Genomic DNA, 25,841 nt, shown 5'->3' with positions numbered 1-25,841 from the left:
CACTCCTTTAAAATGAAATTCATCATTATAAAAACCCTTATGGGCGACGTGCTTAATCCAACACACTTTGGTACATACGAAGGAAAGCTTTTGCTTCGTCATCGCTTGAATGAAATTCATCGATGTACTGTTTGGCACTTCGCCCAATAGTTTGCTTTACTAAGTTATTATTCATGAGCTTCCCGGCATAATCAAGGAATTCGTTTCGATTTTTATACAAAAACCCAGTTTTCTCATTGGAAATGATGCTTCTGTTGCCCTGGATGTTAGAAGCGAGTACAGCGACGCCGTATCCCATGGCTTCTAAAATGGCTGCAGGCTGCCCTTCGGATTGGGAAGTGTTCAACACCACATCCGCTTTTTTATATAAGGACCCCATCTTTTCGTGGGGTAATTGTCCAAGATAAGAGATCCATTCACGGCGGTCTTCCACCATTTCGAGCACAGCTTTTCCTTCTTCTTCCTCCAGCACCGGGCCCACAAGCCATAGGCGGAGTTCGGGATGGCTGGCACGAAGTTCTTCCAGCATGGAAATGGCCGCCGGTATATTCTTCACTTTGCGGATTCCCGCGGGCAGTAAAAACAAAAAGGTGTGAGGTTCTTTGTCAACCGGAGCTTCAGATGGTGGGAACCAGCTGTTTCCTTGGGGAATGACATGGACTTTTCCTCCAAGTTCCGGAGCTTCTTCGGTCAGTGTGTCTTTTGCTTTTTCATCAAACACGTGAACCGCTTGCGCGTCTTTCAGACAAGTGAGAACATCGCTGCGTCTTTCCGGCTTGAACAAATCCTGATTCAAGTCGGTCCCCGTCAAAGACAAGGTATAAAGCGGCGGTTTTTGTTCCAGCTTCTGTAGAAATTTATAAAAATGATAAGCGTGGAAACCATGCACCACATCTGCTGGGGGAAGCGGCTGCGCAATATCCCCGGTCGTAGAAATAATCTCCGTTTCGACGCCCAGCTTTTCCAGGCCTGCCGCGATCCTTTTGACAGTCACCGTATTGCCGCGCGGTTGTGGGAAATTGGGCGAAGCCAATAAAATCTTCATGTTGTCACTCCTTTTTTGTCATTTTCCAGAAGTGTTTTGCTGATTTTAGTAGTATAAGCAATAAACAAGGCCGTTCCAATTGAACGGCCTTGTCTACTTTTCTATGTCTAGTCTCCAGTGCCTAGCTCTTCGGGACATAAGTCAACCCAGCTGTGTGGCAAAGAGCGCCACTTCGCTGGTCTCCCTTATGCCTTTCAGAGCTGGACAGGCACTTCCGCTTTTCTTTATTGGCGGGATTGTGTGGGAATCGAACCCACCGAGCCTGGCACGCAGGCCCCTCAGGGTTTTGAAGACCCAGGAGGACACCAGTCACCCATCCAACCCCATATTCAAGCCTGTATTAGTTTATAACGAAAAAAAAAGAAGCGCAACAAAGGTGCTTGAAAATCGAATAATCCCACTGCCGAACTCCAAGCAATCATCAAGCTTGAAACACCGGCACCGTAAGCTTAAAGTTAAAGTATCCTATCAACATGGAAAGTGTGTGAAAAAAATGGGCGACAAATATTACACAATTGGCATGGCCGGTCATATTGACCATGGCAAAACAGCATTGACCAAAGCACTGACAAATGTGGATACCGACCGGTTAAAGGAAGAAAAAGAACGGAATATTTCAATCGAAGCCGGCTATGCGCCGCTGCAGGCAGCAAACGGTACGCATGTTTCCATCGTTGATGTCCCCGGGCACGAACGGTTTATCCGGCAAATGATCGCAGGAGTAGCCGGCATCGATTTAGTGGTGCTGGTTATCGCAGCAGACGAAGGCGTCATGCCGCAGACAGAAGAGCATATTGAAATCCTGCGCTTTCTGGGCATAGAGCATTGCATTGTTGCCATCACCAAGATTGACCGGGCTGATGAGGAAATACTGGAAATCGTCACAGAAGATGTCCGGGAACGCCTGGAAAAGACCCGTTTTCAAGACGCTCCTTATGTCTATGTTGACAGTTTATCCGGAACGGGTATCGAGAAGTTGAAAGAGACTATTTTCGCCGAACTGGAAAAAGTGACGTTTCGTGATTCTTTTGGTTCGTTCCGCTTGCCGATTGATCAGGTCTTTACTGTGCAAGGTCAGGGAACCATCGTCAGAGGGACGGTTTACGAAGGCAAAGCTGAAAAAGGGAGCCAGCTGACAGTGCTGCCAAAAGGACTGAAAGCCAAAGTCCGTCAAATCCAGGTCCATCATGAAGAACAACAGCAGGCACGGGCAGGCCAAAGAGCTGCGATCAATTTGGGGGGAGTAAATAAGGAACAAATAAGCCGGGGCGATGTGCTGGTGGCTTCTGACCATTTCCTGGTAACGGATACGGTGGATATCGTTTTAAAAGTGGTAAATGAAACGTTCACACCGCTAAAACAGCGGTCACCGGTGAAAATCCATGTCGGCACTTCTGAAGTGATGGGAAAAATCGTCTTTTTTGACCGCAATGAATTGGCCCAAACAAACGACGAAGTGCTGTGCCAAATCCGACTGGACGAAGAAATTGTGGTCCGGCGGGGCGACCGTTTCATCTTAAGGCGCCCGACACCTGTAGAAACACTGGGTGGTGGCTGGGTCATTGAGCCGAAAGCAGGGAAATACCGGTTTGGTGAAGAAACCATCAGCATGCTGCGCAGCAAAATGGAAGGAACACCGGAAGATTTGGTGGCAGACGCATTATCGAAACAACCCGTGCTGAGTTTTCAGCAACTACTGCAGGATACCTCTCTGATAGAAGAGGCATTGCAGAATGTCATAGAAGAAGGAACAGCTGCAGGCACCATTCTTGAAATTCCAGGGCAAGGCTATAGTGCAGCTAAGACCATAGCGAAATTGGAAAATGAAATGCTCCAAATGCTCTCAGCTTATCATGAAGAGTTTTCGTTAAGGGCCGGCATGGGCAAAGCCGAACTTGTTCAATCACTCAGCACCGCTTATCCAAAACCTTTCATTGAATACACCTTGAACCGGTTGACCGGAAAAGGGGAGTTGAAGAAAGACCGGCAATATGTGGCGCTGGCTGTTTTTGAGCCGCACCTGCCGAAAAAATGGCGTGCCCGGATGGAAGAGATGGTGACAGCTTTGAAAGAAGACGGGCTGGCAGTAAAGAAATGGGACGAATACGTCGCCGGCACTCCTGTACCGAAAGCGTATATCTCTGAACTGCCTGTTTATCTGCTGGAGACCAAACAGGCAGAGCGATTGACGGACGACATGCTCATCCATCGCCAGGCATTTCAAGCGGCAGTTGCCCAGCTGCGACAGAATACCGGGGAAAGTTTTGACTTGAAAGAAGCAAAAGAAGCGCTGAATATATCAAGAAAATACCTGATTCCGTTTTTGGAATTGCTGGATCAGCAGAACATCACCATCCGGCAGGAAGAGAAACGGCAATGGACAAAGGAGGGCCAACCATCATGAGTTATCGACTGACAATCGAATTTTGTATGCAATGAAACTATGCACCCAAAGCCGCAAGTTTTGCGGAACAGCTATTCAATCATTTCCGTTCAGACATTTCTTCACTGGAACTGGTTCCAAGTTCAGGAGGAGCGTTTGAAATCACGGTAAACGATAATAAGGTCTATTCCAAGCTCGAAACAGGCCGTTACCCATCAGTCGGGCAAATCGTTTCGGCAATGGACAAACTGAGTTAGAGTCACCGACAGACCAGGACATGGAGGATTCAGAGGATGAAAAACTATTTGCGCCAGCTGCCGCCCGTTCATGAATTGCAGAAAGACCAGCGATTCGACCAGCTTATACAGGCTCATCAGCTGTCCAACGCCCAATTGACGAAATTTGTCCAACAGGAAATTCAGGCATTGCGCGAGCAGCTGCTGAAAGGCGAACCGTTTGAGGGGCAAGCTGTTCCCGACATGGCGGAGCTGATTTTCGCCAATGCTGAAAAAAGAGCGGCGGATTGGCAAGGGGATCGCCTTGTGCGTGTGATCAACGGCACAGGAACCGTACTGCATACCAACCTGGGCCGTTCCCGGCTGAGTGACAAGGCTGTTGAACATGTTACAAGAGTGGCTCGTAATTATTCCAATTTGGAGTACCGGATTTCCGAAGGGACGCGTGGCTCACGTCATGACATCATCGAAGATTTGCTGAAAGAGGCAACGGGCGCAGAAGCGGCGATGGTCGTCAACAATAACGCTGCGGCAGTTTTTCTTGTATTAAGTGCTTTGGCCCGAAACCGGGGAGTCATCGTCTCAAGAGGCCAGCTGGTGGAAATCGGCGGATCATTCCGCATCTCTTCCATCATGGAAGAAAGCGGAGCCCGCCTGATTGAAGTGGGCACGACAAATAAAACCCATCTGTTTGATTACGAAAACGCGATAAACGATGAAACAGCGATGATCATGAAAGTTCATACGAGCAATTTCGCCATGTATGGTTTCACAGAAACTGTGGAAACTGCAATCCTTGCAGAATTGAAAAACAAGCATGAACAGTTAGTGTTTTATGAGGACTTGGGAAGCGGCGCGTTTTACGATTTTAAACAGCATGGCATCGGTGATGAGCCGGTCGTCAAAGAAGTGATCGAGTCAGGTGTGGATCTGGTCTCTTTCAGCGGAGATAAATTATTGGGCGGCCCCCAGGCAGGAATTATTGCCGGCAAAAAAGAACTGATCAGCCGGCTGAAGAAGCACCAATTGGCGAGGGTGTTGAGGATTGATAAAATGACACTTGCCGCTTTGGAAGAAACGCTGAAAGTGTATGTAGCTGGTGAAGAAGAGACAAAAGAGCTGCCAACAATCAGGGATGTCACACGTCCGCCGGAAGAGATCAAGCAACAGGCGCAGCACTTCATCTCCCTTCTGCAGGATCAAACGTCTTCTTACCAGACGAAATTACAGGAAAGCACGTCACAGATTGGCGGAGGGACGATGCCGGGAGTGGAATTGGTGACTTACATCGTTGCCGTTACTCATAACAGGCTGTCCGCACAGGAACTTGCGGCAGAACTGCGAAGTGGGAAACCAGCCATTATCACAAGAATTCAAGACGAGTGTGTGTACATTGATTTTCGGACAATAGAAAAGGAAGAACTCGAGCTGCTGATACAGGGATTTGCAGCAATCGACCAGCATGAAGAAGGAAATCAATTTCAATAACTGAATAGCGCTGACAGTAAACGAAACCCCCGTATTTTACCAAGTACGGGGGTTTCAGTCATCTTTGACTATCTTTAAACGTTCTCGGCAGAAGACACGGCTCGTTTGGGAAGGGGAATAAGAAGTTTCGTGTCACCGTCAGTTCCGAGAGGCTGCGATTTCAATTGAAAATGGTTGATGGCATTGCCGATCACCTGTGCGTGTTTACGCAGTTCAGGATCGTCCAGCTCGATGGAATCAACGGAAATATGTGATTCGGATACTTCAATCGTGCGTACAGCCTGTTCATCAAGTACGGCTGCGAGCTGCAGGAAGTTCCACTGGTCTCTTGCTGCAATGGAATTGGTGTGGTTATGGCCATTTACATACAAGCCGGCGCCTTCTTTTTTGCTTAAAATTTCCCACACCGGGACATCGGGATGGATACTCAATTTTTCTTTTTCGGAATTGGCCGTTGTGTCATAAACGGGGTGATGGGCAAACATGATGAGCGGCAAATCCCCGCTTTGTTCGATGGCACCTTCGAGCCAATCAAGCTGCTGTGGATCAAGTGTCCCACCCCAATCTTCGAAATCCTGTTCTTTGGCGGTGTTGATAAACGCCAGCACTGCCGATTCTGTTGTAATGGAATGAAAACGCTGCTGTCCCGTGATGTTGAGAACTTCCTCACGCGTCTGCCCGTAAACGTCATGGTTGCCGAGTACGTGGAGAAATGGTTTTTGGTGCTGGTTGATCAGCGCATAAACTTCTTCCAATTCCTCTTTCCAACCGAAGTTCGTCAAATCACCTATAGATACGTACAAATCCGCCGGAACTGAGAAAAAACGCTCCAGGAAAGTTTCATAGAACGCTTTTCGATTCTCTTCGATAAATCCATATTCCTCTTCTAATGCCGGATAGTGCAAGTCGCCGATTACTGCAATTTTCATGATTCTCTCCATCCCCTTTCTCCATTTAACAACCTCAGTATTGCAGAATATTGCTAAGCTGCTTTTAAGAACTTGTTAAGGTTTGTAAATCTCCCGTTCCGGCGCGCCAGAAAATTTATAATAGAAGCAGAAACAGTAAAGAGGAGGCATGCAAATGAGAAATCGTTGGAATAAAGAAGAGGTGTTCCGCCGCCTGCAGCAGCACAAAAAAATCGCGGCGGTAAAAAGCCCGAAAGGAATCGAAAAGGCATTGGCCAATAAAGACAGGATTGCGGCAGTGTTTTTACTTGCGGGTTCCATTATGAACGTCAAACGCTTTGTCGACGTGTTTCAGAATGAAGACATTCCTGTACTGATTCACGCAGAGAAAATCGGCGGGCTGCTGTTGAACAATGAAGGTTTGGATTTCATCGCCAATTACGTCAAGCCGTTCGGCATAGTCACGACAAAGCCGGCGCTTATCAAAAAAGCAAGGGAACGTAATTTGTTTGTTGTTCAGCGGGTATTCATGATTGATTCGGAGGTTTACCACAATGTCTTGGACAATAAACAAAAAAACGAGCCGGATATGATCGAAATCATGCCTTCTACACTGCACGAAGTCATCCGTTCCTATTCGGTACTGTTGGATATCCCGATTATTACAGGAGGGCTGCTATCGACTTCAGACCATGTAGAAGCTTCACTTGAAGCGGGAGCGCTGGCTGTCAGTACATCCAACGAGTCACTGTGGGCAAGGGATTTTTCGAATGCTGAATTATTAAGATGATTTTTACATCCCGTACACACAGTATTAACAAGTGAGTGGTACAATCAACAGTGAAAAGTAGATAGATGACCGGGTGCATTAAGAGAGACCTCAAATAACTCCGCAGTTGTGGAGAGTTTATTTGAGGTCTTTTTGTTTTGTCTTTCAGTCATTTACCAACTTTAAAAAAGAAAACGGAGGCAGGGAAATGAAAAAACTCAGCTTTTTATTGATGATGACAGTAGCACTTTTCGTATTGGCGGCATGCAGCGGTTCAGGAGAAGAAGAAGGAAGTGCAGCAGCAAATTCCGTGGAAGCGTCAGACGAAAAAATTGAATTGACTTACTGGTACGCCTGGGGCGATAAAATCGGAGAAAACAACGAAAATCTCGTCAAGCAGTTCAACGAATCGCAGGACAAGATTCACGTGACAGCAGAATTCCAAGGATCATACGATGAACTTCATGCCAAGACACAAGCGGCATTCGCTGCCGGCAATGCACCGGAAGTGACACAGAACGAAATTGCTTCGATCGGCACTTTCGCAAAATCCGGCATGACACAGGATTTGACTTCTTTCGTTGAAGGCGATCAGGAAATCAACATGGATGACTTTAACCCAGGATTGATGGGAAATTCATACGTTGACGATAAATTATATGGATTGCCTTATTTAAGAAGTACACCGATCCTTTACATGAATACGACGATGGCGGAAGAAGTGGGGCTTGATTTGGCAGGGCCACAGAACTGGGAGGAATTCCAGGAATACGCAGAAGCTTTCACAAATGAGGAAGGGCGAGTGGGCATGTCGATGGCGATTGATATCTGGTTCTATGAAGCATTCATCGCTCAGGCAGGTGGCTCTACGATGAACGAAGACAGCACGGAAGTGACGTTCAACAGCGAAGAAGGCGCGGCGGCTTACGATTTATGGAGAAACATGTCGAAAGAAGGAACACTGAAATTGAATTCCGGCACTGAAGCGGGAGAAAAAGCGAGACAGGACTTTGTCAATGGCCATGCAGGCATGCATTTTGCTTCCACTGCTGATTTGTCTTACCTGCTGCAGCTTGCTGAAGAACAGGGGTTTGAATTGAACACATACTTCATGCCAAGTGGAAAAGAAGCAAAAGTTCCGACCGGTGGAGCCAATCTGGTAATGACCAGCGGTTTGGAAGAAGAAAAACAGCAGGCGGCATGGGAATTCATCAAATTCATGACAGCTACCGAACAAACAGTTTATGCTTCTGAATTTACAGGCTACCTGCCCAGCCGTGTATCTGCCGCGGAATCTGAGGAAATGCAGGCGCTATATGAAGAAAAACCGCAATTCAAAGTAGCGGTTGATCAGCTTCAAAACGGAAATGCACGCCCAATGGCTGAGGAATATCCGGAAATCGCAAAAATCCTGGTCGATGAAATGACACGCGGCGCCTTGGACGAAAGTATTCCGACCGAAGATGTCTTGAATGCAGCGGCTGAAAAAGCCGACGCACTGCTTAAATAAGGATTTAAACAAAAGAGGAAGTGCTGAAACAGTGCTTCCTTTTAAATGAATGAGGAGGAATTTGGATGCATTGGTTAAAAGATATCAGCATCGTGATTTTTGATATGGACGGAACACTGTATCAGGACTACACATTTATGGAGCGTTACATCCAAAAGATGATGGAAGGCGGATTTCCGGAAACTGAAATCCAGGAAACGGTGGATAAGGCATACGATATTCTCGAAGGCAAGAAACAAATCAGACTGGGGTTTCTGTATGATCGGGAGCAGCTGGCTTTTTACAGCCATCAAAACCTGAAGCCGTCCGTTTCCTATGACTGGGACGGAATTGAAACGGAGATGGTCCACAGTGAAGAAAATCCACTGTCTTATATCGGGGATCCGTGGGGGATTGTTGAATTGATGGCTGTCAAAAAGAACATAGCGGCGGGAACAGTGAGAAGGGCCTTCACTAACGTCCGGAAGGAAATGCTGACGGAAGCATATTGCATCGCCAAACGGACCGATTTGTTTGAGGAGATCAAAAAACTCACCGGACACCGGACCATTTTGATGACCAACTCACCACTGCCTACTGGACAGGAGTTTGTGGATTTTCTCGAACTCGGAGATGTCTTTGACGAAATATATATAGATGGAAAAAAGCCGGGAGGCATTCAGAATTTGATGGATAAATTCCTGGCGGAAGGCTATCAGCCGTACGAAATATTGTCCATCGGCGATAATCCGTGGAATGATTTGTACCCCATCCATAAGTCGGGCGGACATACTTGTCTGATCAGCCAGTACGAACATCAGGACACGACAAATTGGTCGGTTTCAGTCGAGACTGTTGACGAATTGGTCGGTTTAGTTGAGCAACTGAACGGTAAAGCGGTGATTGCAAACGGAAAGGAAGAATCATATGGCTGAAATCAGACTTGACAATATCTCAAAAACTTTCAATGAAGACCGTGTTGTTAAAAATATTTCATTGACCATCAAGGATGGTTCGTTCACCGTGCTGGTCGGACCTTCAGGTTGCGGGAAATCGACGATTTTGCGGATGCTTGCCGGCTTTGAGAAACAGACGGAAGGGGACATCTGGATTGATGACAAACTCGTCAACGACTTGGCTCCGAGCAAACGGGATATTGCGATGGTATTCCAGAACTACGCACTGTATCCCACCATGACCGTGAAAGGCAATATCGAGTTTGGTTTAGCGAACCGTAAAATACCGAAAAAAGAAAGACGGCAACTGGTGGAGGAAATCGCCGAAATCGTCGGGTTAAGTGATCATTTGAACAAAAAACCGGATAAGCTGTCGGGAGGTCAGCGGCAACGGGTCGCCTTGGCGCGGGCCATGGTCAAGAAGCCGAAAGTTTTTATCCTGGATGAACCTTTGTCCAACCTTGATGCGAAACTGCGTACACAGATGCGCACAGAACTGATTCAGTTGCATAAAAAATTGGGAACCACATTTGTCTATGTCACGCATGATCAGGTCGAAGCCATGTCGATGGGTGATGAAATCATTATTCTGAACAAAGGTATGGTGCAGCAGAAAGCAGCACCGATCGACGTCTATCAGAATCCGAGAAATTTGTTCGCTGCGGAATTTATCGGGCAGCCGCCGATGAACGTCTTTGACCGGACGGCCTATGAAGGAATCGTGGAGCCGGTACCGGAAGGCGTGCGTTATATAGGATTCCGTCCGGAACATGCCAGCGTTTCCAGAACGGCTGCTTCTATACCGCATACCATCGAGTTGGAAAGCGAGATTTTGACGCTTGAAACTTTAGGGGCAGAAACAATTTACAAAGTAAAGAACCGCATCGGTGTCATGAATATCAGAAGTTTTTCCGCTCCAGTAGCCAAGGACGGCTGTTGTTTCGTTTCGATTCCTTTGGAAAAGTTCTATCCTTTTGGTGCCGATAAAATAGCCAAGCCGGAATTGGATTTATCGATGAAAAAGGAGGCAGTATTAAATGGCATTGGTTAAAGATTCGATGGGCATGGGAGAAAGAAGATCAACCTCGCAAAGCCTGGTTTCCTGGACCAGGCTGCGGCCTTACGCCATGATTTCCCCCGCCATACTCGTTTTCTGCCTGTTCTTCATCTATCCGATCGGCTATATGGTCTATTTGAGTTTCCATGACTGGAATTTTGTCAGCCCGACAAAAGAATTTATCGGGACAGCGAATTTCACTTACCTCTTGAGCAACCTGGAATTCAGGGAAGTCATCGTCAATTCATTCATTTATACATTTTTTACTGTTTTCCTGACGATTGGCATTTCCCTGCTGTTGGCGCTTTGGCTGAACCGGGGAGGCGCCATCTATTCATTTTTGCAGGCGTCGATTTTCAGCCCGCACATCACTTCTCTGGTTTCTGTTTCCATGCTCTGGATGTGGATCATGGATGCGGATTATGGCTTGTTGAACTGGGCGCTGAACCTGATCGGCATTGAATCTATTCCATGGCTGACAAGTCCGGACTATGCGTTGACTTCTTTGATCATGGTGGCGGTTTGGAAAGGAATCGGCTTTAATACGCTGGTTTTTATCGCAGGACTGCAAAGCATCCCGAAAGACTTGTATGAAGCTGCGGAGCTCGATCATACACCGCCATGGAGAAGGTTTTTGCGAATCACCGTTCCGATGCTGTCACCGACACTGTTTTTCCTGACCATCATCGGCATCATCAATTCGTTTCAGGTATTTGAAACCATCAATTTGATGACAGAGGGTGGTCCGATCAATTCCACGAACACATTTGTTTACTATATTTATCAATATGGTTTCCAGTTTTTCAAAATCGGCTATGCTTCCGCTGCCGGCGTGATTCTTCTGGTGATATTGAGTGTTCTGACGGTCATCTACTTCAAAGTATTGAGCAAGAAAGTGCATTACAGATAAAGAGAAACTTCACTCAGTGGGGTATCCCCGCTGAGGAAAAGCAGAACATAGGCTAGGGGCGCCGCATCCTGCGGCAACGCCTATGTGACCGACATCCTGTCGCCCCGATCCAATCGGACTTTTACGGTCAGTGGATCTCCCACTTGTACAAGTGGGAGTCTTACTGCCCGTTAAAGCGGGATAGAGAAGTGAGGGGAAAAAAATGAAAACTCCATTGATTTTAAAAGTGATCAACGGACTGGGACTGGTCCTGCTGTTCATCATTTTCGCAATGCCATTCGTTTGGATGGCAAGCACCGCTTTCAAAACGCTCGGCGAAACCTTGACGTTTCCGCCGGTCTGGATTCCGGAAAGCCTGCAATGGGCAAATTTTGCCCAAGCATGGAATTCAGGCCCTTTTCTGAAGTATTTCTTCAACAGCGTGATTGTGACATTGTTTATCCTGATCCTGCAATTTGCCACAATCATTCCGGCTGCCTATGCATTTGCGCGTTATCAATTTCCATTAAAGAACTTTTTCTTCGCGCTGACGATGATTTGCTTAATGATCCCGAGCCAGCTGATCTTTTTGCCGGTCTACCTGAACTTGAGTTCGTGGGGACTTCTTGATTCTATTTGGGGACTGATTCTTCCTTTTGCTACAAGTGCATTCGGGATTTTCCTGTTGCGCCAGTCATTTATGCAAGTTCCGGAAGAGTTGCTCGAGGCTGCCCGTCTGGACGACGCCACTGAATGGCAGATTATCCGCAAAATCATGCTGCCTCTGGCCAAGCCGGTCCTGATCACACTTGCGTTATTCAGTTTCATCGCACACTGGAACGATTATTTCTGGCCGTTGGTCATGACGACCACGGATAATGCCCGCACGTTGCCGCTCGGCATTGCGATGCTCCGCCAGGTTGAAGGAGGAGCTGCGTGGAATACCATCATGGCAGGGAACCTGCTCCTGGTGGTGCCGATTTTAATTATTTTCTTTTTCGCCCAGCGACATATCATTCGGGCTTTTGTTTATACAGGAGTGAAATAAGGAGGAGAAAATTTATGAGAGAGCTGATCGCTCACCGGGGATGGTCAGGAAAAGCCCCCGAAAATACATTGAGCGCCATCAAACTGGCGTTGGAAGAACCGAACATCGATTGCATTGAAATCGATGTACACCTGACAAGAGATGGAATTCCTGTCGTCATCCACGATTACAAAGTGGATCGGACCACTGATGGTTCAGGCTATGTGAAAGACATGACAGCAGCCGACATCAAAGCACTTGATGCGGGAAGCTGGTTCAAGCCGGCTTTTACGGGCGAAAAGGTGCCACTGCTGGAGGAAGTGCTGGCGCTGACAGGTGGCAGGAAAAAGCTCTTAATCGAATTGAAACAAGCAGCCGGTATGTATGAGGGGCTGGAGGAAAGAGTAATTGAGCTGATCCGAAAATTTGGTGTGGAAGCACAATGCAGTCTTATTTCTTTTGACCATAAAAGCCTGCTGGCCTGCATGAAATTCAGTCCGATTGTAAAACGGACGCTGGTGATATCGGGTTCACCACTGCTGCTGATCGATCAGGTAAATGAAATCGGAGCTTCTGCGGTATCGATGAATCATCATTTTGTGGACCAGGAAATGGTGGCCAGCCTGAACAGCAATGGAATTGGAATTGTGGTCTGGACAGTCGATCAAAAAGCGGAAGCAGAAAGAGTTCTTGAACTCGATGGAGCCATCGCTTTGACGACGAACCACCCGGAGCGGCTGTGGGTTTAATAGTCGTCAGAACGGATGGGAATATTTCGTGAAAAATCGAAAACCAGCTGGTTTGCTGACGTCCAGTCATCGGAGTACAAAAATAAAGAAAAGAGATCCTTTTTTTGATAACGCACGGTTTATTTTGGTGGCGTTGGTTGTTCTGGGCCATTTGGTCAGCCCGGTTCGTGAGGGAAGCGACATCCTGTTTTTCGCCAATAATTTCCTTGCTTCTTTCCGGATGCCGGCGCTGATTCTGATTACCGGATATTTCACCAAGCGGTTCCATCAGGACAAAGGCAAGTTTTTGAAACAGATTTCAGTAAATATTTTCATACCTTATCTTATGTTTCAAATTTTTTACCTATGGATGGAAGGGCTCGCCGGAAGCTTGCCGGAAGTTTTGGGCAATTTGTTTGCGCCAACTTTTGGCATGTGGTTTTTGCTGAGCTTATTCACTTGGAACCTGCTTCTCTTTCCTTTTGCCAAATTGAAGCACCCGATTTTTACTGCTGTTCTCATTGCGCTGGGAATCGGGTGGGTTGATCAGGCAGGAGAATTTCTAAGCATTTCCAGAACCTTTGTCTTTTTCCCGCTGTTTTTGGTCGGCCACTATGTGAGGAAAGATCAGCTGGAATGGTTCAAGACGGGAAAAGCCAAAATGCTGGGTGTTTTGAGCCTGGTGGGCAGTTTGCTGATGTTGTCCGTCTTTTCTTTGGAAGAAGCCCGCAACGCTCTTTTGGCGAGGCATCCCTATGCTGAAATTGCAGACTCTGCGCTGGAAGGAACTTGGTTGAGGCTTGTCTTCTATTTCATCATGATTCTCGGCATATTTGCCTTCTTGCCGTGGGTGCCAAAAAAGAAACTGATTTTCACTCCTCTCGGCATGAGAACAGCTTATATCTATATCCTTCACCTATTCTTTATCAAGATCTTTTATCAATTGGAGATTTTCCCTCAGGAAGCGGAAACTCGATTTTTACTTGCTGTGCCGGTAATCTGGTTGGCCATTGTCTTCTTCACAAGTTCCAATTTTGTTGTCTTTTTTACAAAACCGCTTATAGAGGGAAAGGCGGCTGTCCCTTTTTTACTGAAACTCCCGCGGAACAGAAAAACGTTTCACTCCCACAGCTGGTCGGGGCAGAAAAATATTTTTTAAAGAAACAGTAAGGACTGTCTGTTACAGGCAGTCTTTTTTTGTTGGTTTTCAGCAGGTTTAAAGAGATCAATACATAAAAATACCATGAAATTTATGTAAGCCTTTTCAAGAAAGGAATTTTCCATTAGTAGTTGGTATCGTTGGATTCACTTGTATATTTGAATTAAATCAAAAAAAGCTTGTAATTAGATTATTCAATAATGTATAGTCTATACAATAATGAATAACAGGAGGCCGGTGATGAATCCTATTTTTATGCTTTCGAATAACCGGGAAGAAATCATGGACAGCTACGACGAAGACATTATGATTACGACGCGTGAAGGCATTATTTTGAAAGTTACACAAATCAGTGGCGAACATTACGGTGTTGACCCGGAGGAACTTCTGGGAAAGTCCATCTTCGACCTGGAATCCCAGGGAATCTTTACGCCGCCGATTACACCGGCAGTGGTGGAGCAGAAAAAGAAAGTCGTGACTGTACAAATGACTCCTTCGGGAAGGAAGGTTTTGATCACTGGCATTCCTCTCTTTAATAAGGAGCGGGAAGTGGAATATGTTATCAGTTATTCTTATGAGTTGTCCGAGCTGATTGTCATCAAAGATTATCTGCGGGATTTGGAAACCGAGATGTCTTTGGTTAAAGAAGAGCTCGCTTATTGGCGCGGACAACAAATGGAAACTGGTAATTTTATTGCAGAGAGTGCGTCATCGGTTCGCGCCGTCAAAACTGCTTTGAAGATGGCTCAATTTGATGTGCCTGCTGTTATCCAGGGAGAGCCGGGCGTCGGAAAGACGTCGCTCGCCAAGATGATCCATAAACAGAGCCAGCGCAGCGATGGCCCTTTTATCGAAGTGAACTGCGGCACAATCCCGGAAGGTGTGTTCCGGCAAGCCTTTACCGGCCAGGGAGAGCCGAAAATGCAAGGCTACTTGCCCCTGGCCGAGAACGGGACGCTCGTATTAAAAGAAGTCGATCAGCTTTCTTTGGCCTCTCAGGCTACATTATATGAGCTGTTATCCGAGCGGCCGGATACTTGTGTGGTTGCCCTCAGCGAAGAACCGCTCGAAAAGCTGACTGAACAAAGTTTGTTCCGGGAAGATCTGTTTTATTTCCTGCATGTGGCCGCTATTCACTTAAAGCCGCTGAGGGAACGGACGGAAGATTTGGACAGGGCAATCGTCCAGTTCCTTGAAGAGCTGAACGAAAAGCATAATGACAAAAAAGTGTTGGAAGAAGACGTCCATCTTCATCTGATGCAACAGCGGTGGCCCGGAAATTTCCGCGAGTTGAAAAATGTGTTGGAGCGCAGTTTTGTGGAAAGTGAGACAGCTGTAATCAGCTGGCAGGACTTGCCGGCGAATTACCGGCCGGATGAAGCGGAACGCCTCGGCATTGAAATCGATGGACAGACCCTGCCGCACATTATGGATGTTGTCGAAAAGAAAGTGCTGCTGAATGCACAGGAACGATACAAAACCACGACTGAAATGGCGAAAGCACTGGGTATCAGCCAGCCTTCAGTTGTCCGCAAACTTCAAAAATACACCAATAATTCTATAGGAGATGAAGAGGAATGACTACAACTCAACCAGACTGGCAGGAACTTGTCGGCTCAATCGGAAATCTGCTCGCACCAAGCATGGCAAAAGATCACCCCAATCTGCCTGTCGTAAAAGCGGAAGGCTGCTATTATTACGGTGCTGACGGAAAAGAATATTTGGACTTCACTTCCGGCATCGCAGTGGAAAATGTCGGTCACCGCCATCCAAAAGTGGTACAGGCCATCAAAGACAGTGCAGATCATCTGATTCATGGCCCATCGGGAGTCATCATCTATGAATCGATTTTAAAACTGGCTCATGAACTGCAACAGATCATGCCGCCGAAATTGGACAATTTCTTTTTCGCCAACAGTGGAACAGAAGCGATTGAAGGAGGCATCAAACTGGCGAAGTATGTGACAAAACGTCCATATGTCGTGTCATTCACAGGCTGCTTCCATGGACGTTCCATGGGTGCGCTCAGCGTTTCTACATCGAAGAGCAAATACCGTAAGTTTATGCAGCCGTCCTGGCTGACGTATCAATTGCCGTATGCGCATCCGGATGAATTGCCGGAAGGAGCGGACCCGGCGGTCTTCTTTCCTGAAAAGCTGGAGCGTGATGTGGAAAAACTGTTCAATCATCAAGTGACACCGGAAGAAGTCGCGTGCATCATTCTGGAACCGGTATTGGGAGAAGGCGGCTATATCATTCCGCCGAAAGAGTGGCTCGCAAAAGTACGTGAAATTTGCGACCGTCACGGCATTCTGCTGATCTACGATGAAGTACAGACCGGCTTCGGCCGCACCGGCAATTGGTTTGCCGCCCAGACATTCGGTGTCGCGCCGGACATCATGGCAGTCGCAAAGGGCATCGCAGCGGGTCTTCCGCTCAGCGCTACCGTGGCGTCGAAAGAGCTGATGGAGCAATGGCCGCTTGGCACCCACGGGACCACGTTCGGAGGCAATCCGATGGCATGTTCAGCGGCGCTGGCTTCAATCGAAGTGATGAAGGAAGAAAAGCTGATGGAAAACGCCAACCAAATGGGTGCGTACGCGCTGGAACAGCTGGAACACTTGAAACAAAAGCATGACGTGATCAAAAATGTCCGAGGAGTTGGATTGATGATCGGCATCGAATTGCATGTGCCGGAAACCGGGAAACCGAACGGGGAAGCCGTCATGGATGTATTGAATGCCTGCCTGGAAAAAGGCGTGCTATTTTATCTCTGCGGCAACTCAGGGGAAGTTATCCGGATGATTCCGCCGCTGACTGTTTCCAAAGAGCAAATTGATATCGGCATTGATGTGCTGGACCAGGCTTTCAACGCCTGCAATAAATAAGGGGGATTTGTTATGACAATCGTTCAAAAACGGGAAGAGAAAATCTCCCGCACTGCCACGTGGAAATTCCTGATTCCATCACTGATTGGTGCATTATTATTTTTGGTTCCTGTTTCTTACAATGACGAAGTGACGATTGGAGTCGGGATACTGGCTTCTTACCTGCAAACCACATTTGGCGAGTGGATTCCAGCGTTCATTTTATTTCTGCTGGGTGTGTCGGCACTTGGAAGCCTTGGAGCGACTGTTTCGAAGCCGGCATTTGTGCGGGAGTCCCCGTTTCTGCGCGGTTTGTTTATCACCGGCCCAATTGGTTTGATTGTCCGCGCGGGCGCTTTGGTTTTTGGGATCATGGCGTTTTATGAAATTGGTCCTGAACCGATTGCTTCGCGCGCCACCGGAGGAGTGGTGCTGTATGATTTGGCTCCTGTTTTGTTAACCTGGTTTTTGTTTGCCGGAATTTTACTGCCTTTGCTGGTGGAGTTCGGGTTAATGGAGTTCGTGGGAACATTGTTGAACAAGGTCATGCGTCCGCTGTTCACGTTGCCGGGCCGTTCGTCTATTGATACGATGGCTTCCTGGATGGGAGCAGCACCAGTGGGCGTCCTGGTGACGATGAAGCAATACGACGAAGGTTATTATACGAAGCGGGAAGCTTCGGTCATCGCCACAACTTTCTCAATTGCGTCCATCGCTTTCAGCCTGGTAGTGGCAAACGTCATCGGCATCGGCCACTTGTTTGTCCCTTTTTATGTCGCAGTATCTGTGGCTTGTCTGGTGGCTGCTGTCATTATGCCGCGGATTCCGCCTTTGTCCCGAAAGGAAGACACGTATTTTGAACCCGTCGGCAAACAAATTGATGATACGGTACCGGAAGGCGTATCTTTGCTGAAATGGGGTTATCAGGAAGCCCGTCTGAAAGCGAATACAGCTGCCGGGCCAAAAACTCTGGTGAAATCCGGTGTCCAGACAGTACTGGATATCTGGCTTGGGCTGATTCCACTGGTGATGGCACTTGGAACGGTGGCGTTGATGGTAGCGGAATATACGCCGATTTTCCGCATCATTTCATACCCATTGATTCCCGTGTTGACCTTACTTGGGTTGCCTGAAGCGGCGGAAGCGGCTCCGACGTTCCTCGTCGGTTTCGCGGATATGTTCCTGCCGGCCGTACTGGGCAGTGGTGTTGACAGTGAAATGACACGATTCGTCATCGCCGGTATCTCTCTGACACAATTGATTTACATGTCGGAAATCGGCATTCTGATCCTGCGCTCCAACATCCCGGTCAAGTTCTGGGAGCTGGTCGTGATTTTCATTCTGCGTACGATCATTACACTGCCTGTGCTCGTATTGTTTGCCCATTTGTTTGTCGGGTAACACAGGCGCCAAAAAGCAAGCTCGCAGCCGGCTCTTCCGGTCAGGAGCTTGTTTTTTGTATTTATGAGCCGGCGAAAAATCATTTAAGAACTCATCATACATAAATATTCATATTTATTAATGTAAGCCTTTTCAATTTTTATATTGAATTTTTAACTGATTGACTGGGCGCTACAGTGATTTTTTTAAAAAATTCAAATTGCCTTGTCATTTTATTATTCAATAATGTATAGTGTATACATTAACGGATGAAAAAGTCGATGCAGGAGCACGAGCATTTCGGAGCTGTTTTGAGAAATATCACAAATTGGAGGGAAAAACATGAGCAATAAGCCAGCACCGAATACAGAAGAAGTTACAGAGTCAAAAGGAATTAATGCGTTTGTTCTTATTTTTATCGTCATCGTAATATCTGCGATTTTGACCTACATCATGCCCGCAGGAAGCTACGAAAGATCGGAAGTCGATGGACGGACTGTAGTGGATCCGACGTCTTTCAGCTTTACTGAATCGTCGCCTGTCGGTTTTATGGACGTATTCAATAGTGTTCATCTGGGTATGATTGAAGGCGCGTCCATCATTTTCTTTGTGTTTATGGTAGGGGGAGCTTTTGGAATTTTGAAAGCGACCGGGGCGCTGGATGCCCTGGTTACATTTTTGACAGTGAAACTGGCTGATCGGGGTACTCTCCTGATTCCTGTACTTATGCTCTTTTTCGCTGCTGCCGGTACATTGATGGGGATGGCGGAAGAAACATTGGTTTATATCGGCATTTTAGTGCCGCTGGCAATAGCCTTACGGTTTGATGCCATCACAGGATTCGCAATTGTCTCTCTTGGAGCATCGGTTGGATTTTCAGCAGCTGTCATGAATCCATTTACAGTCGGGGTCGCACAGGGAGTGGCCGAATTGCCGACGTTTTCCGGCATCGGTTTGCGGCTGGCACTTTTGGCCACTTTGTATATTGCGGCTGTATGGTATGTATGGCGCCATGCGAAGAAAGTCAAAAATAACCCGAAGCTGGGCTTTTATGGTGACCAGGATCCCAATACCACGGTCGAGCTTGATCAGAACTTCAAGATGGAAAGACGGCATAAACTGGTATTGATTGTTTTCCTGATTAACTTCATTGTTTTGATTTTCGGTGTATTGAATTATGGCTGGTACATAACGGAGATAGCTGGATTATTTTTGCTTTTTGGAATTTTGATGGGGCTGATCGGGAAATTAACGCCTGGGGGGATTGCCGACAGCTTTATTGACGGGGCCAAACTTCTGGTGCCGGGAGCTTTGGTTATCGGGTTCGCGCAAGCCATCCTGGTTATATTCCAAAGTGGAATGCTGATGGACACCATCCTCTATTACGCTTCAGGCGTTTTGGAAAATTTGCCGGCAGCCTTGAGCGCTGTTGGGATGTTTGTGTTCCAGTTGTTCTTTAACTTCCTGATTCCTTCCGGAAGCGGACAGGCCGCTTTGACGATGCCGATTATGGCTCCATTAGGAGATTTGATCGGCGTGACAAGACAAACAGCCGTATTGGCTTATCAGCTGGGTGATGGCATATCGAACATACTGTTCCCGACAGTCGGGTTCTTTATGGCCGGCTTAGCTTTGGCAGGTATACCGTGGGGCAAGTGGATAAAATGGGTTTTTCCTTTTGCTTTGCTGCAGGTCGGAATTGCTGTCGTATTTTTGCTCATTGCCCACTTTATTAATTACGGACCATTTTAAGGAGAGAGAAGATGAATACTGATCAACTCCGCTCACTGGCAGAATGGAGTATCGTCCATAGACGGTTTCTCCATAAACACCCGGAGCTATCCGGAAAAGAATTCAACACCTACAATTACATTAAAGACATCGTTACAGAGCTTGGTCTGCAACTGGCAGATTACCCGTCCCCCAATTTAATCGCCTATCTTCCGGGAACGGTGGGAAAAAAGACGATTGCTTTGCGTGCAGATATAGACGCTCTTCCCGTTCAGGAAGAAGGGGGCAAAGAAGGGTATAAATCGATGAATCCAGGCGTATCGCATGCTTGCGGCCATGACGGACATACAGCTATCCTGCTTGCTGTTGCGAAATGGATGGCGGAAAACAGAAATTCGATTGAACATAATGTGAAGTTCATCTTCCAGTCTGCCGAAGAAATCACGCCAAGCGGAGCAGAAGGACTCGTTCAGGCGGGAATATTGGATGACGTGGACGCCATTTTCGGCATCCACTTGTGGCAGGGGCTGGAAAAAGGAAAAATAGGTTTGAAGCCTGGACCGATGATGGCATCGGTCGATGATTTTCATGTAACAATTGACGCGAGCGGGGGACATGGCTCAATGCCGCATGAAACGACAGATCCTATTTACATCGCTACACACTTAATCCAGTCGTTCCAAGCGATAACAAGCAGGCAGACCAATCCTATTGAGCCTGCCGTCATTTCTATTGGGAAAGTTGATGGAGGGTCTAGTTACAGTATTATCCCTTCAAAGGTGGAATTGTACGGAACAATGCGTGCGGTAACCCCTGAAACACAGGCATTTATGAAAGAGAGGATCGCCCAGCAAACTGCTGGAATCTGTTCCACTTTTTCAGCGGACCATAAAATTGAATTTATTGAAGGCACACCGCCGCTTGTTAATGATCCAAAAGAAAGTGCTTTTGTAGAAACTGTCATTAAAGAGCATCTGGGAGAAGATGTTTTTTCCCTTTTAGACAGTACCATGGCCGCTGAGGATTTTTCGTTTTATCTGCAGAAAAAGCAGGGAGCATTTGTCTTTGTCGGGATGAAAGGAGAAAAAAGCAGGTATCCTCACCATCATGCCAAGTTCGATCTTGACGAAGATGTGTTTGAATCGGCTATCCAGCTGTTCATCAAGATTGTTCAGGATTATCCCTCAAGTTAACCAATGTCCAAAAGAGGAGGTTGTCATTTGTTAAAAGCGACATTCCAAGACGTATTAATCGCAGCCAAACGATTAGAAGGAAGGATCAACAAAACGCCTTTGGTGTACTCAGACCAGCTTTCAACCGAAACAGGAGCGGAAGTCTATATAAAAATGGAAGCTTTGCAAAAAACGGGGTCTTTTAAAGTGCGGGGCGCATTGAATAAGATGGATGCTTTAACGCAGGAAGAGCAGAAACGGGGCGTCGTAACTGCTTCTGCCGGCAATCATGCCCAGGCAGTTGCCTACGCTTCCACACTGAAAGGGATCTCAGCGCAAATTGTCGTGCCTTCGTCAACACCTCAGACAAAGTTGGAAGGCATCAAGCGCTACGGCGGAGAATTGATTATTCACGGAGATTTGTACGATGAAGCTGAAGACCATGCACTTCAGCTTGCAGAAGAGACCGGACGGGTTTTTGTGAATGCATTTGAAGACGACCTGGTAGTGGCAGGACAAGGGACAGCTGGCCTGGAGGCGCTTCTCGAACAGCCTGATGCCGATATCTTGCTGATTCCCGCTGGAGGCGGTGGATTATTATGCGGCGCAGCTCTTGTGGCAAAAGCGATAAACCCTGCCATCAAAGTGATCGGAATCCAGACAGACACTTCTCCGCCGTGGTATTACTCTTTTAAAGCGGGAAAATTGGTGGATGTTGAATATCGTCCGTCTTATGCCGAAGGGTTGCATGGTGGAATTACAGCCGGCAACTTTGATCTGGCGAAAGAAATCGTGGATGACTTTGTCTTGGTTACAGAAAAAGATGTGGCAAGAGCCATGTACTGGATGGCGAAGCAGCATCATTACATGCTGGAAGGTTCTGCAGTCGTCGGGATTGCGGCATTACAGAAAGGGCTCGTTCCAGATGTAAAAGGCAAAAAAATCATTACGATTGCCACCGGAAGCAACGTGGATCTCGGAAGACTGGCACAATTCTACAATGAGTTTGAAGAAACTGGGAAATAACGAAGGTAGTACTTTCAGGATTTTATTGGAGGGAGATGCGTTATGAAAATCGCCAAAGTCGATATATACGGAATACGACTGCCGTTGCATGAGCCGTTCATTGTCTCTTATGATCGATACGACGATATGCCCGTGATTCTCGTAAAAATTGAGTTGGCTGATGGCACAGTCGGATGGGGGGAAGCAGTGCCGGATCAGCATGTGACCGGTGAAACCCATCATTCTGTCATGCAGATTCTGGAGCATGAACTGGCGCCTCTGCTGAAAGGTTTAAGCCCTTTTCAAATTGAATTAATCCATAAAAAAATGAATAAGAAGATACTTGGAAATCCCACTGCCAAAGCGGCTATAGATTGTGCATTATATGATCTGATGGGGAAGATCACAGGTCAGCCGGTTTACCAGCTTATTGGGGGCAAAGCGCATGACTTTCTCGTTATGCCTCAAGTAATCAGCATAAAATCTCCGGGTGAAATGGCAGAAGATGCCCGCCGGATTGTCGGTGAAGGCTTCCGTAACGTCAAGATAAAAGTAGGGACGGATGCAGAGACTGATATTGAGCGGATCCGGGCTGTTCGAAACGCCATTCCGAAAGAAGTGAATTTACGGGTGGATGCGAACCAGGGATGGGACCGCATCAGCGCAGTGACAGTTATTGAAAAAACGAAGGACTGTCTGGTGGATTGGTATGAACAGCCTGTATTGGCTGCAGATATCCTGAGCATGCAGGAAATTCGCCGGGTTTCCCATGCGAAAGTTATGATCGACGAAGGCATCCACGGTACGGGGGATTTATTGAACGTCATACAAAACCGTTCGGCTGATATGGTGAACATCAAACTGATGAAAACAGGAGGCATTTATCCTGCATTGGCGATGGCGAGCATGGCAGAAGCAGCCGGCTTGCCTTGCCAGGTGGGATCGATGGTGGAGTCAGCAGTAGGGACCATGGCTGGTGCGCACTTGTCCATCGCGAGAGACATTATCCAATCCAACGAACTTGTCGGTCCTTTCATGTTTTCCAAAGACGTCGCATCTGTTTCATTCGATGGAGATGTCCTGCGGTTCCCTGAACTGCCCGGTTTGGGTGTTGAAGTAAACGAAGAGATTGTGAAAGAGTTAATGGAAGTCCATATCACAGTTTAAAAAGGAGCGTTTCGATGAAAATAAAACCATTTGCAATCGAAGAGTGGATGAATGAATACGAGAATGACGCCGTTTATAATCTGGCAGAAACGTGTGTAGATTCGTTAAGCATAAAAGAACTGGTAACGACTGGGGGAAGCGATTATGACGAATTCTTCCGCTCCATTGGCGATAAAAAACTGACGTATGGTCATATTACAGGTTCGCCGAAATTCAAGAATAACGTAGCGAGTCTATACAAAACGATGAAACCTGAAAATATTCTGTCCATGAACGGTGCCATCGGCGCAAACTTTCTGGTGTTGTATACATTGATCGAGCCGGGAGATGAAGTTGTTTGTGTAGATCCTACTTATCAGCAGTTGCATTCGGTTCCGGAATCGTTCGGAGCGCAGGTGAAACGATTGCGTCTCACGCAGGAAAATGACTATTTGCCGGACCTGGAGGAGCTGGAATCACTGGTCAATTCCAAGACGAAGCTGATCATCATCAACAATCCGAATAACCCTTCAGGTTCCGTGATGGATGCTGATTATTTGAAGAAAATAGTGGACATCGCACGCAAGCAGGATGCTTATCTTTTATGCGATGAAGTATACCGGGGGTTGTGGCAGGATCCTGACGCGGAAATACCAGCGATGGCTGATTTATACGACAAGGGCATCAGCACAGGCAGCATGTCCAAATCCCTTTCGCTGGCGGGGTTACGCCTTGGCTGGATAGCAGGGCCCGAAGAACTGATTGAGAGATGTTTGGTCCGCCGCGATTACACCACCATCAGCAACGGCCGCATTGACGATCTATTGGCGGTTCATGCCTTGGAAAACTACGATGAAATTATGAAACGCAACTTGAAAATCATCCGTGACAACCTGCAGATACTGGATGATTGGGTGGAAAAAGAAGAAAAGATCACGTATTTCAAGCCGCAGGGTGGAACAACAGCCATTCTGAAATACGAATCGGACGTTCCTTCAGAACAGTTTTGCATCGACTTGTTCAAAACAAACGGCGCTTTTTTAGCCCCGGGCAGCTGTTTCGACTTAGAAGGAACCGTGCGAATCGGCTATGCCTGCTCAACCGAAGTGCTTAAAAACGGGCTGGAGAAATTCTCGGAGTATTTGAAGACTGTGGAATAAAGCGTTGCATAGAAAAAGAAAAAGCAGTATGGGCGACAATCGCCCATACTGCTTTTATTTCTGTGCTTCGAGATAAGTGGCTGCAAATACCTTAGCTGTCAATTCCATGGCTGATTCGTCAAAATCGAACTTTTCATGGTGATGAGGATAAGTGTTCTCCACATTCTCCTGCTTTGCTCCCACAAAGAAAAAGGATCCTGGTACTTGTTGCAGGTAATAAGAAAAATCTTCTACAGGCATAACCGGGTCCATATCGACGAATGCTTCTTCTCCAAACGAGGCTTTTACAGCTTGCCGCACGATGTCCGTTTCCTCGGCATGATTCCATAAAGAGTCATATCCTTTGTCAACAGCAACTTCCACCTTGCAGCCGAACCCTTGTCCGACAGCTTCAGCCAGTTCTTTCACCCGCCGGTTTGCAAGCTCCCGCAGGTTTTCATCAAACACACGGATTGTTCCTTCCATGACCGCCTTTTCAGGAATGACGTTGTCGGCATCTCCGGCATGGAATTTGCCGATGGATACAACAAGCTCTTTCAATGGATCTGCATTTCGGCTGACAATGGATTGCAGGGCGACCATGATATGGCTGGCGCCTAAAATCGGGTCTACGCCGGTATGCGGTTCTGCACCATGAGTGCCAGACCCTTTCACGGTGATTTTAATGGCGTCTTCTGCAGCCTGTAAATAACCTTCACGGCCGTAGACATAGCCGGCTGTCATTTGTGACTGAAGATGGGCTCCGTAAATTGCGTCGACACCATCCAGGCAACCGTCCGCGATCATTCCTTTTGCCCCTCCGGGTGACAGCTCTTCACCAAATTGATGGATCAGCACAATTGTCCCTTCAAGTTCCTCTTTCACTTCATTCATCGCTTTCGCAAAACCAAGCAACGCCGCCGTATGGCCATCGTGTCCGCAAGCATGCATGACACCCGGCACCGTCGATTTATAAGGCACGTCTTTGGCATCTTGAATCGGCAAGGCGTCAAAATCCGCCCTGAATGCAATGGTCTTCCCGGGCTTTCCTCCGTGAATCTTTCCGACAACCCCTCTGCCTCCAACGTTGCGCTGGACTTCAATCCCGAGTTCTTCCAGGTAGGACGCGATAAATTCAGGTGTTTCGACTTCCTGGTGGGACAGTTCCGGATGCATATGCAAGTGGCGTCTGACTCTGATCATTTCTTCGTTGTTTTTTGATATATTCGCAAAGATAGCGTCTTTTATCATGCAGAAATCTCCTTCA

At 47.2% G+C, this 25,841-nt stretch carries 21 protein-coding genes, 1 tRNA gene and 1 pseudogene; 19 read left to right on the top strand and 4 right to left on the bottom strand.

The features are described from left to right. Nucleotides 1-52 precede the first annotated feature (52 nt). Nucleotides 53-1,045: a glycosyltransferase gene (locus tag EEX84_RS07790; RefSeq protein WP_192892932.1), complete on the bottom strand. Its 993-nt coding sequence runs from the start codon at nucleotides 1,043-1,045 to the stop codon at nucleotides 53-55. Between the two features lie 228 nt (nucleotides 1,046-1,273). Next, nucleotides 1,274-1,370: transfer RNA gene (locus tag EEX84_RS16505), tRNA-Sec, on the bottom strand. A gap of 168 nt (nucleotides 1,371-1,538) precedes the next feature. On the opposite strand from EEX84_RS16505, the gene selB reads away from it, so the two are divergent. The 3 genes and pseudogenes from selB to selA all read left to right on the top strand — a co-directional run bounded on the left by selB (nucleotide 1,539) and on the right by selA (nucleotide 5,152). Further along, a complete protein-coding gene (gene selB / locus EEX84_RS07785) occupies nucleotides 1,539-3,449 on the top strand; it encodes a selenocysteine-specific translation elongation factor (RefSeq protein WP_123165053.1) in 1,911 nt (636 codons plus the stop codon). A gap of 47 nt (nucleotides 3,450-3,496) precedes the next feature. After that, nucleotides 3,497-3,685: pseudogene (locus EEX84_RS16765) on the top strand (Rdx family protein); the annotation flags it as partial. 36 nt (nucleotides 3,686-3,721) lie between these two features. Further along, the gene (selA, locus tag EEX84_RS07775) at nucleotides 3,722-5,152 is read left to right on the top strand and encodes an L-seryl-tRNA(Sec) selenium transferase (RefSeq protein ID WP_123165052.1); all 1,431 of its coding nucleotides are present in this window, start codon (nucleotides 3,722-3,724) and stop codon (nucleotides 5,150-5,152) included. 74 nt (nucleotides 5,153-5,226) lie between these two features. Here the strand turns inward: selA and EEX84_RS07770 are convergent, their stop codons facing one another. Beyond that, the gene (locus tag EEX84_RS07770) at nucleotides 5,227-6,093 is read right to left on the bottom strand and encodes a metallophosphoesterase family protein (protein ID WP_123165051.1); all 867 of its coding nucleotides are present in this window, start codon (nucleotides 6,091-6,093) and stop codon (nucleotides 5,227-5,229) included. A 142-nt stretch (nucleotides 6,094-6,235) separates the two neighbouring features. Here EEX84_RS07770 and EEX84_RS07765 point away from each other — a divergent pair, with 142 nt between their 5' ends. The 16 genes from EEX84_RS07765 (at nucleotide 6,236) to EEX84_RS07690 (ending at nucleotide 24,595) form a co-directional block, all read left to right on the top strand. Further along, nucleotides 6,236-6,850 carry a glycerol-3-phosphate responsive antiterminator gene (locus tag EEX84_RS07765; protein WP_123165050.1) on the top strand — a complete coding sequence of 205 codons (615 nt, stop codon included), beginning with the start codon at nucleotides 6,236-6,238 and terminating at the stop codon, nucleotides 6,848-6,850. Nucleotides 6,851-7,037: 187 nt separating this feature from the next. After that, a complete protein-coding gene (locus EEX84_RS07760) occupies nucleotides 7,038-8,339 on the top strand; it encodes an ABC transporter substrate-binding protein (RefSeq protein ID WP_123165049.1) in 1,302 nt (433 codons plus the stop codon). Between the two features lie 65 nt (nucleotides 8,340-8,404). Then, nucleotides 8,405-9,253, top strand: coding sequence for an HAD family hydrolase (locus EEX84_RS07755; RefSeq protein WP_123165048.1), 849 nt, complete (start codon nucleotides 8,405-8,407; stop codon nucleotides 9,251-9,253). Then, nucleotides 9,246-10,325, top strand: a complete 1,080-nt coding sequence (locus EEX84_RS07750; RefSeq protein WP_123165047.1) for an ABC transporter ATP-binding protein — start codon at nucleotides 9,246-9,248, stop codon at nucleotides 10,323-10,325. The genes EEX84_RS07755 and EEX84_RS07750 overlap by 8 nt, the downstream gene beginning before the upstream one ends. Further along, nucleotides 10,312-11,241, top strand: coding sequence for a carbohydrate ABC transporter permease (locus EEX84_RS07745; RefSeq protein ID WP_240033941.1), 930 nt, complete (start codon nucleotides 10,312-10,314; stop codon nucleotides 11,239-11,241). The genes EEX84_RS07750 and EEX84_RS07745 overlap by 14 nt, the downstream gene beginning before the upstream one ends. 202 nt (nucleotides 11,242-11,443) lie before the next feature. Beyond that, nucleotides 11,444-12,268 carry a carbohydrate ABC transporter permease gene (locus EEX84_RS07740; RefSeq protein WP_123165046.1) on the top strand — a complete coding sequence of 275 codons (825 nt, stop codon included), beginning with the start codon at nucleotides 11,444-11,446 and terminating at the stop codon, nucleotides 12,266-12,268. A 14-nt stretch (nucleotides 12,269-12,282) separates the two neighbouring features. Beyond that, nucleotides 12,283-12,996, top strand: coding sequence for a glycerophosphodiester phosphodiesterase (locus EEX84_RS07735; protein WP_123165045.1), 714 nt, complete (start codon nucleotides 12,283-12,285; stop codon nucleotides 12,994-12,996). Between the two features lie 28 nt (nucleotides 12,997-13,024). Then, nucleotides 13,025-14,134 (top strand): acyltransferase family protein, encoded by a 1,110-nt coding sequence (locus tag EEX84_RS07730; RefSeq protein ID WP_123165044.1) that lies wholly within the window; start codon nucleotides 13,025-13,027, stop codon nucleotides 14,132-14,134. A gap of 240 nt (nucleotides 14,135-14,374) precedes the next feature. Continuing rightward, nucleotides 14,375-15,715, top strand: a complete 1,341-nt coding sequence (locus EEX84_RS07725) for a sigma 54-interacting transcriptional regulator (protein WP_123165043.1) — start codon at nucleotides 14,375-14,377, stop codon at nucleotides 15,713-15,715. Next, on the top strand, nucleotides 15,712-17,022 hold the full coding sequence (locus EEX84_RS07720) for an aspartate aminotransferase family protein (RefSeq protein ID WP_123165042.1): 1,311 nt from the start codon (nucleotides 15,712-15,714) through the stop codon (nucleotides 17,020-17,022). The genes EEX84_RS07725 and EEX84_RS07720 overlap by 4 nt, the downstream gene beginning before the upstream one ends. Nucleotides 17,023-17,034: 12 nt before the next feature. Then, the gene (locus tag EEX84_RS07715) at nucleotides 17,035-18,402 is read left to right on the top strand and encodes a YjiH family protein (RefSeq protein ID WP_123165041.1); all 1,368 of its coding nucleotides are present in this window, start codon (nucleotides 17,035-17,037) and stop codon (nucleotides 18,400-18,402) included. 321 nt (nucleotides 18,403-18,723) lie between these two features. Continuing rightward, entirely contained in the window at nucleotides 18,724-20,133 is a 1,410-nt protein-coding gene (locus tag EEX84_RS07710) for a YfcC family protein (protein ID WP_123165040.1), read from the top strand. A gap of 11 nt (nucleotides 20,134-20,144) precedes the next feature. Continuing rightward, nucleotides 20,145-21,305: a M20 metallopeptidase family protein gene (locus EEX84_RS07705; RefSeq protein WP_123165039.1), complete on the top strand. Its 1,161-nt coding sequence runs from the start codon at nucleotides 20,145-20,147 to the stop codon at nucleotides 21,303-21,305. A gap of 27 nt (nucleotides 21,306-21,332) precedes the next feature. Beyond that, the gene (locus EEX84_RS07700; RefSeq protein ID WP_240033940.1) at nucleotides 21,333-22,310 is read left to right on the top strand and encodes a threonine ammonia-lyase; all 978 of its coding nucleotides are present in this window, start codon (nucleotides 21,333-21,335) and stop codon (nucleotides 22,308-22,310) included. 42 nt (nucleotides 22,311-22,352) lie between these two features. Continuing rightward, the gene (locus EEX84_RS07695; RefSeq protein WP_123165037.1) at nucleotides 22,353-23,456 is read left to right on the top strand and encodes a mandelate racemase/muconate lactonizing enzyme family protein; all 1,104 of its coding nucleotides are present in this window, start codon (nucleotides 22,353-22,355) and stop codon (nucleotides 23,454-23,456) included. A 14-nt stretch (nucleotides 23,457-23,470) separates the two neighbouring features. Next, nucleotides 23,471-24,595 (top strand): aminotransferase, encoded by a 1,125-nt coding sequence (locus EEX84_RS07690; RefSeq protein ID WP_123165036.1) that lies wholly within the window; start codon nucleotides 23,471-23,473, stop codon nucleotides 24,593-24,595. A gap of 54 nt (nucleotides 24,596-24,649) precedes the next feature. On the opposite strand, the gene EEX84_RS07685 is transcribed toward EEX84_RS07690, so the two are convergent. Continuing rightward, nucleotides 24,650-25,825 (bottom strand): M20 metallopeptidase family protein, encoded by a 1,176-nt coding sequence (locus EEX84_RS07685; protein WP_123165035.1) that lies wholly within the window; start codon nucleotides 25,823-25,825, stop codon nucleotides 24,650-24,652. Nucleotides 25,826-25,841: the final 16 nt, after the last annotated feature.

It is taken from the genome of Planococcus salinus (assembly GCF_003719725.1).
Lineage (GTDB): Bacteria > Bacillota > Bacilli > Bacillales_A > Planococcaceae > Planococcus > Planococcus salinus.
The sequence above is the reverse complement of the archived record's forward strand: the minus strand, read 5'-3'. Positions and strand labels throughout refer to the sequence as shown.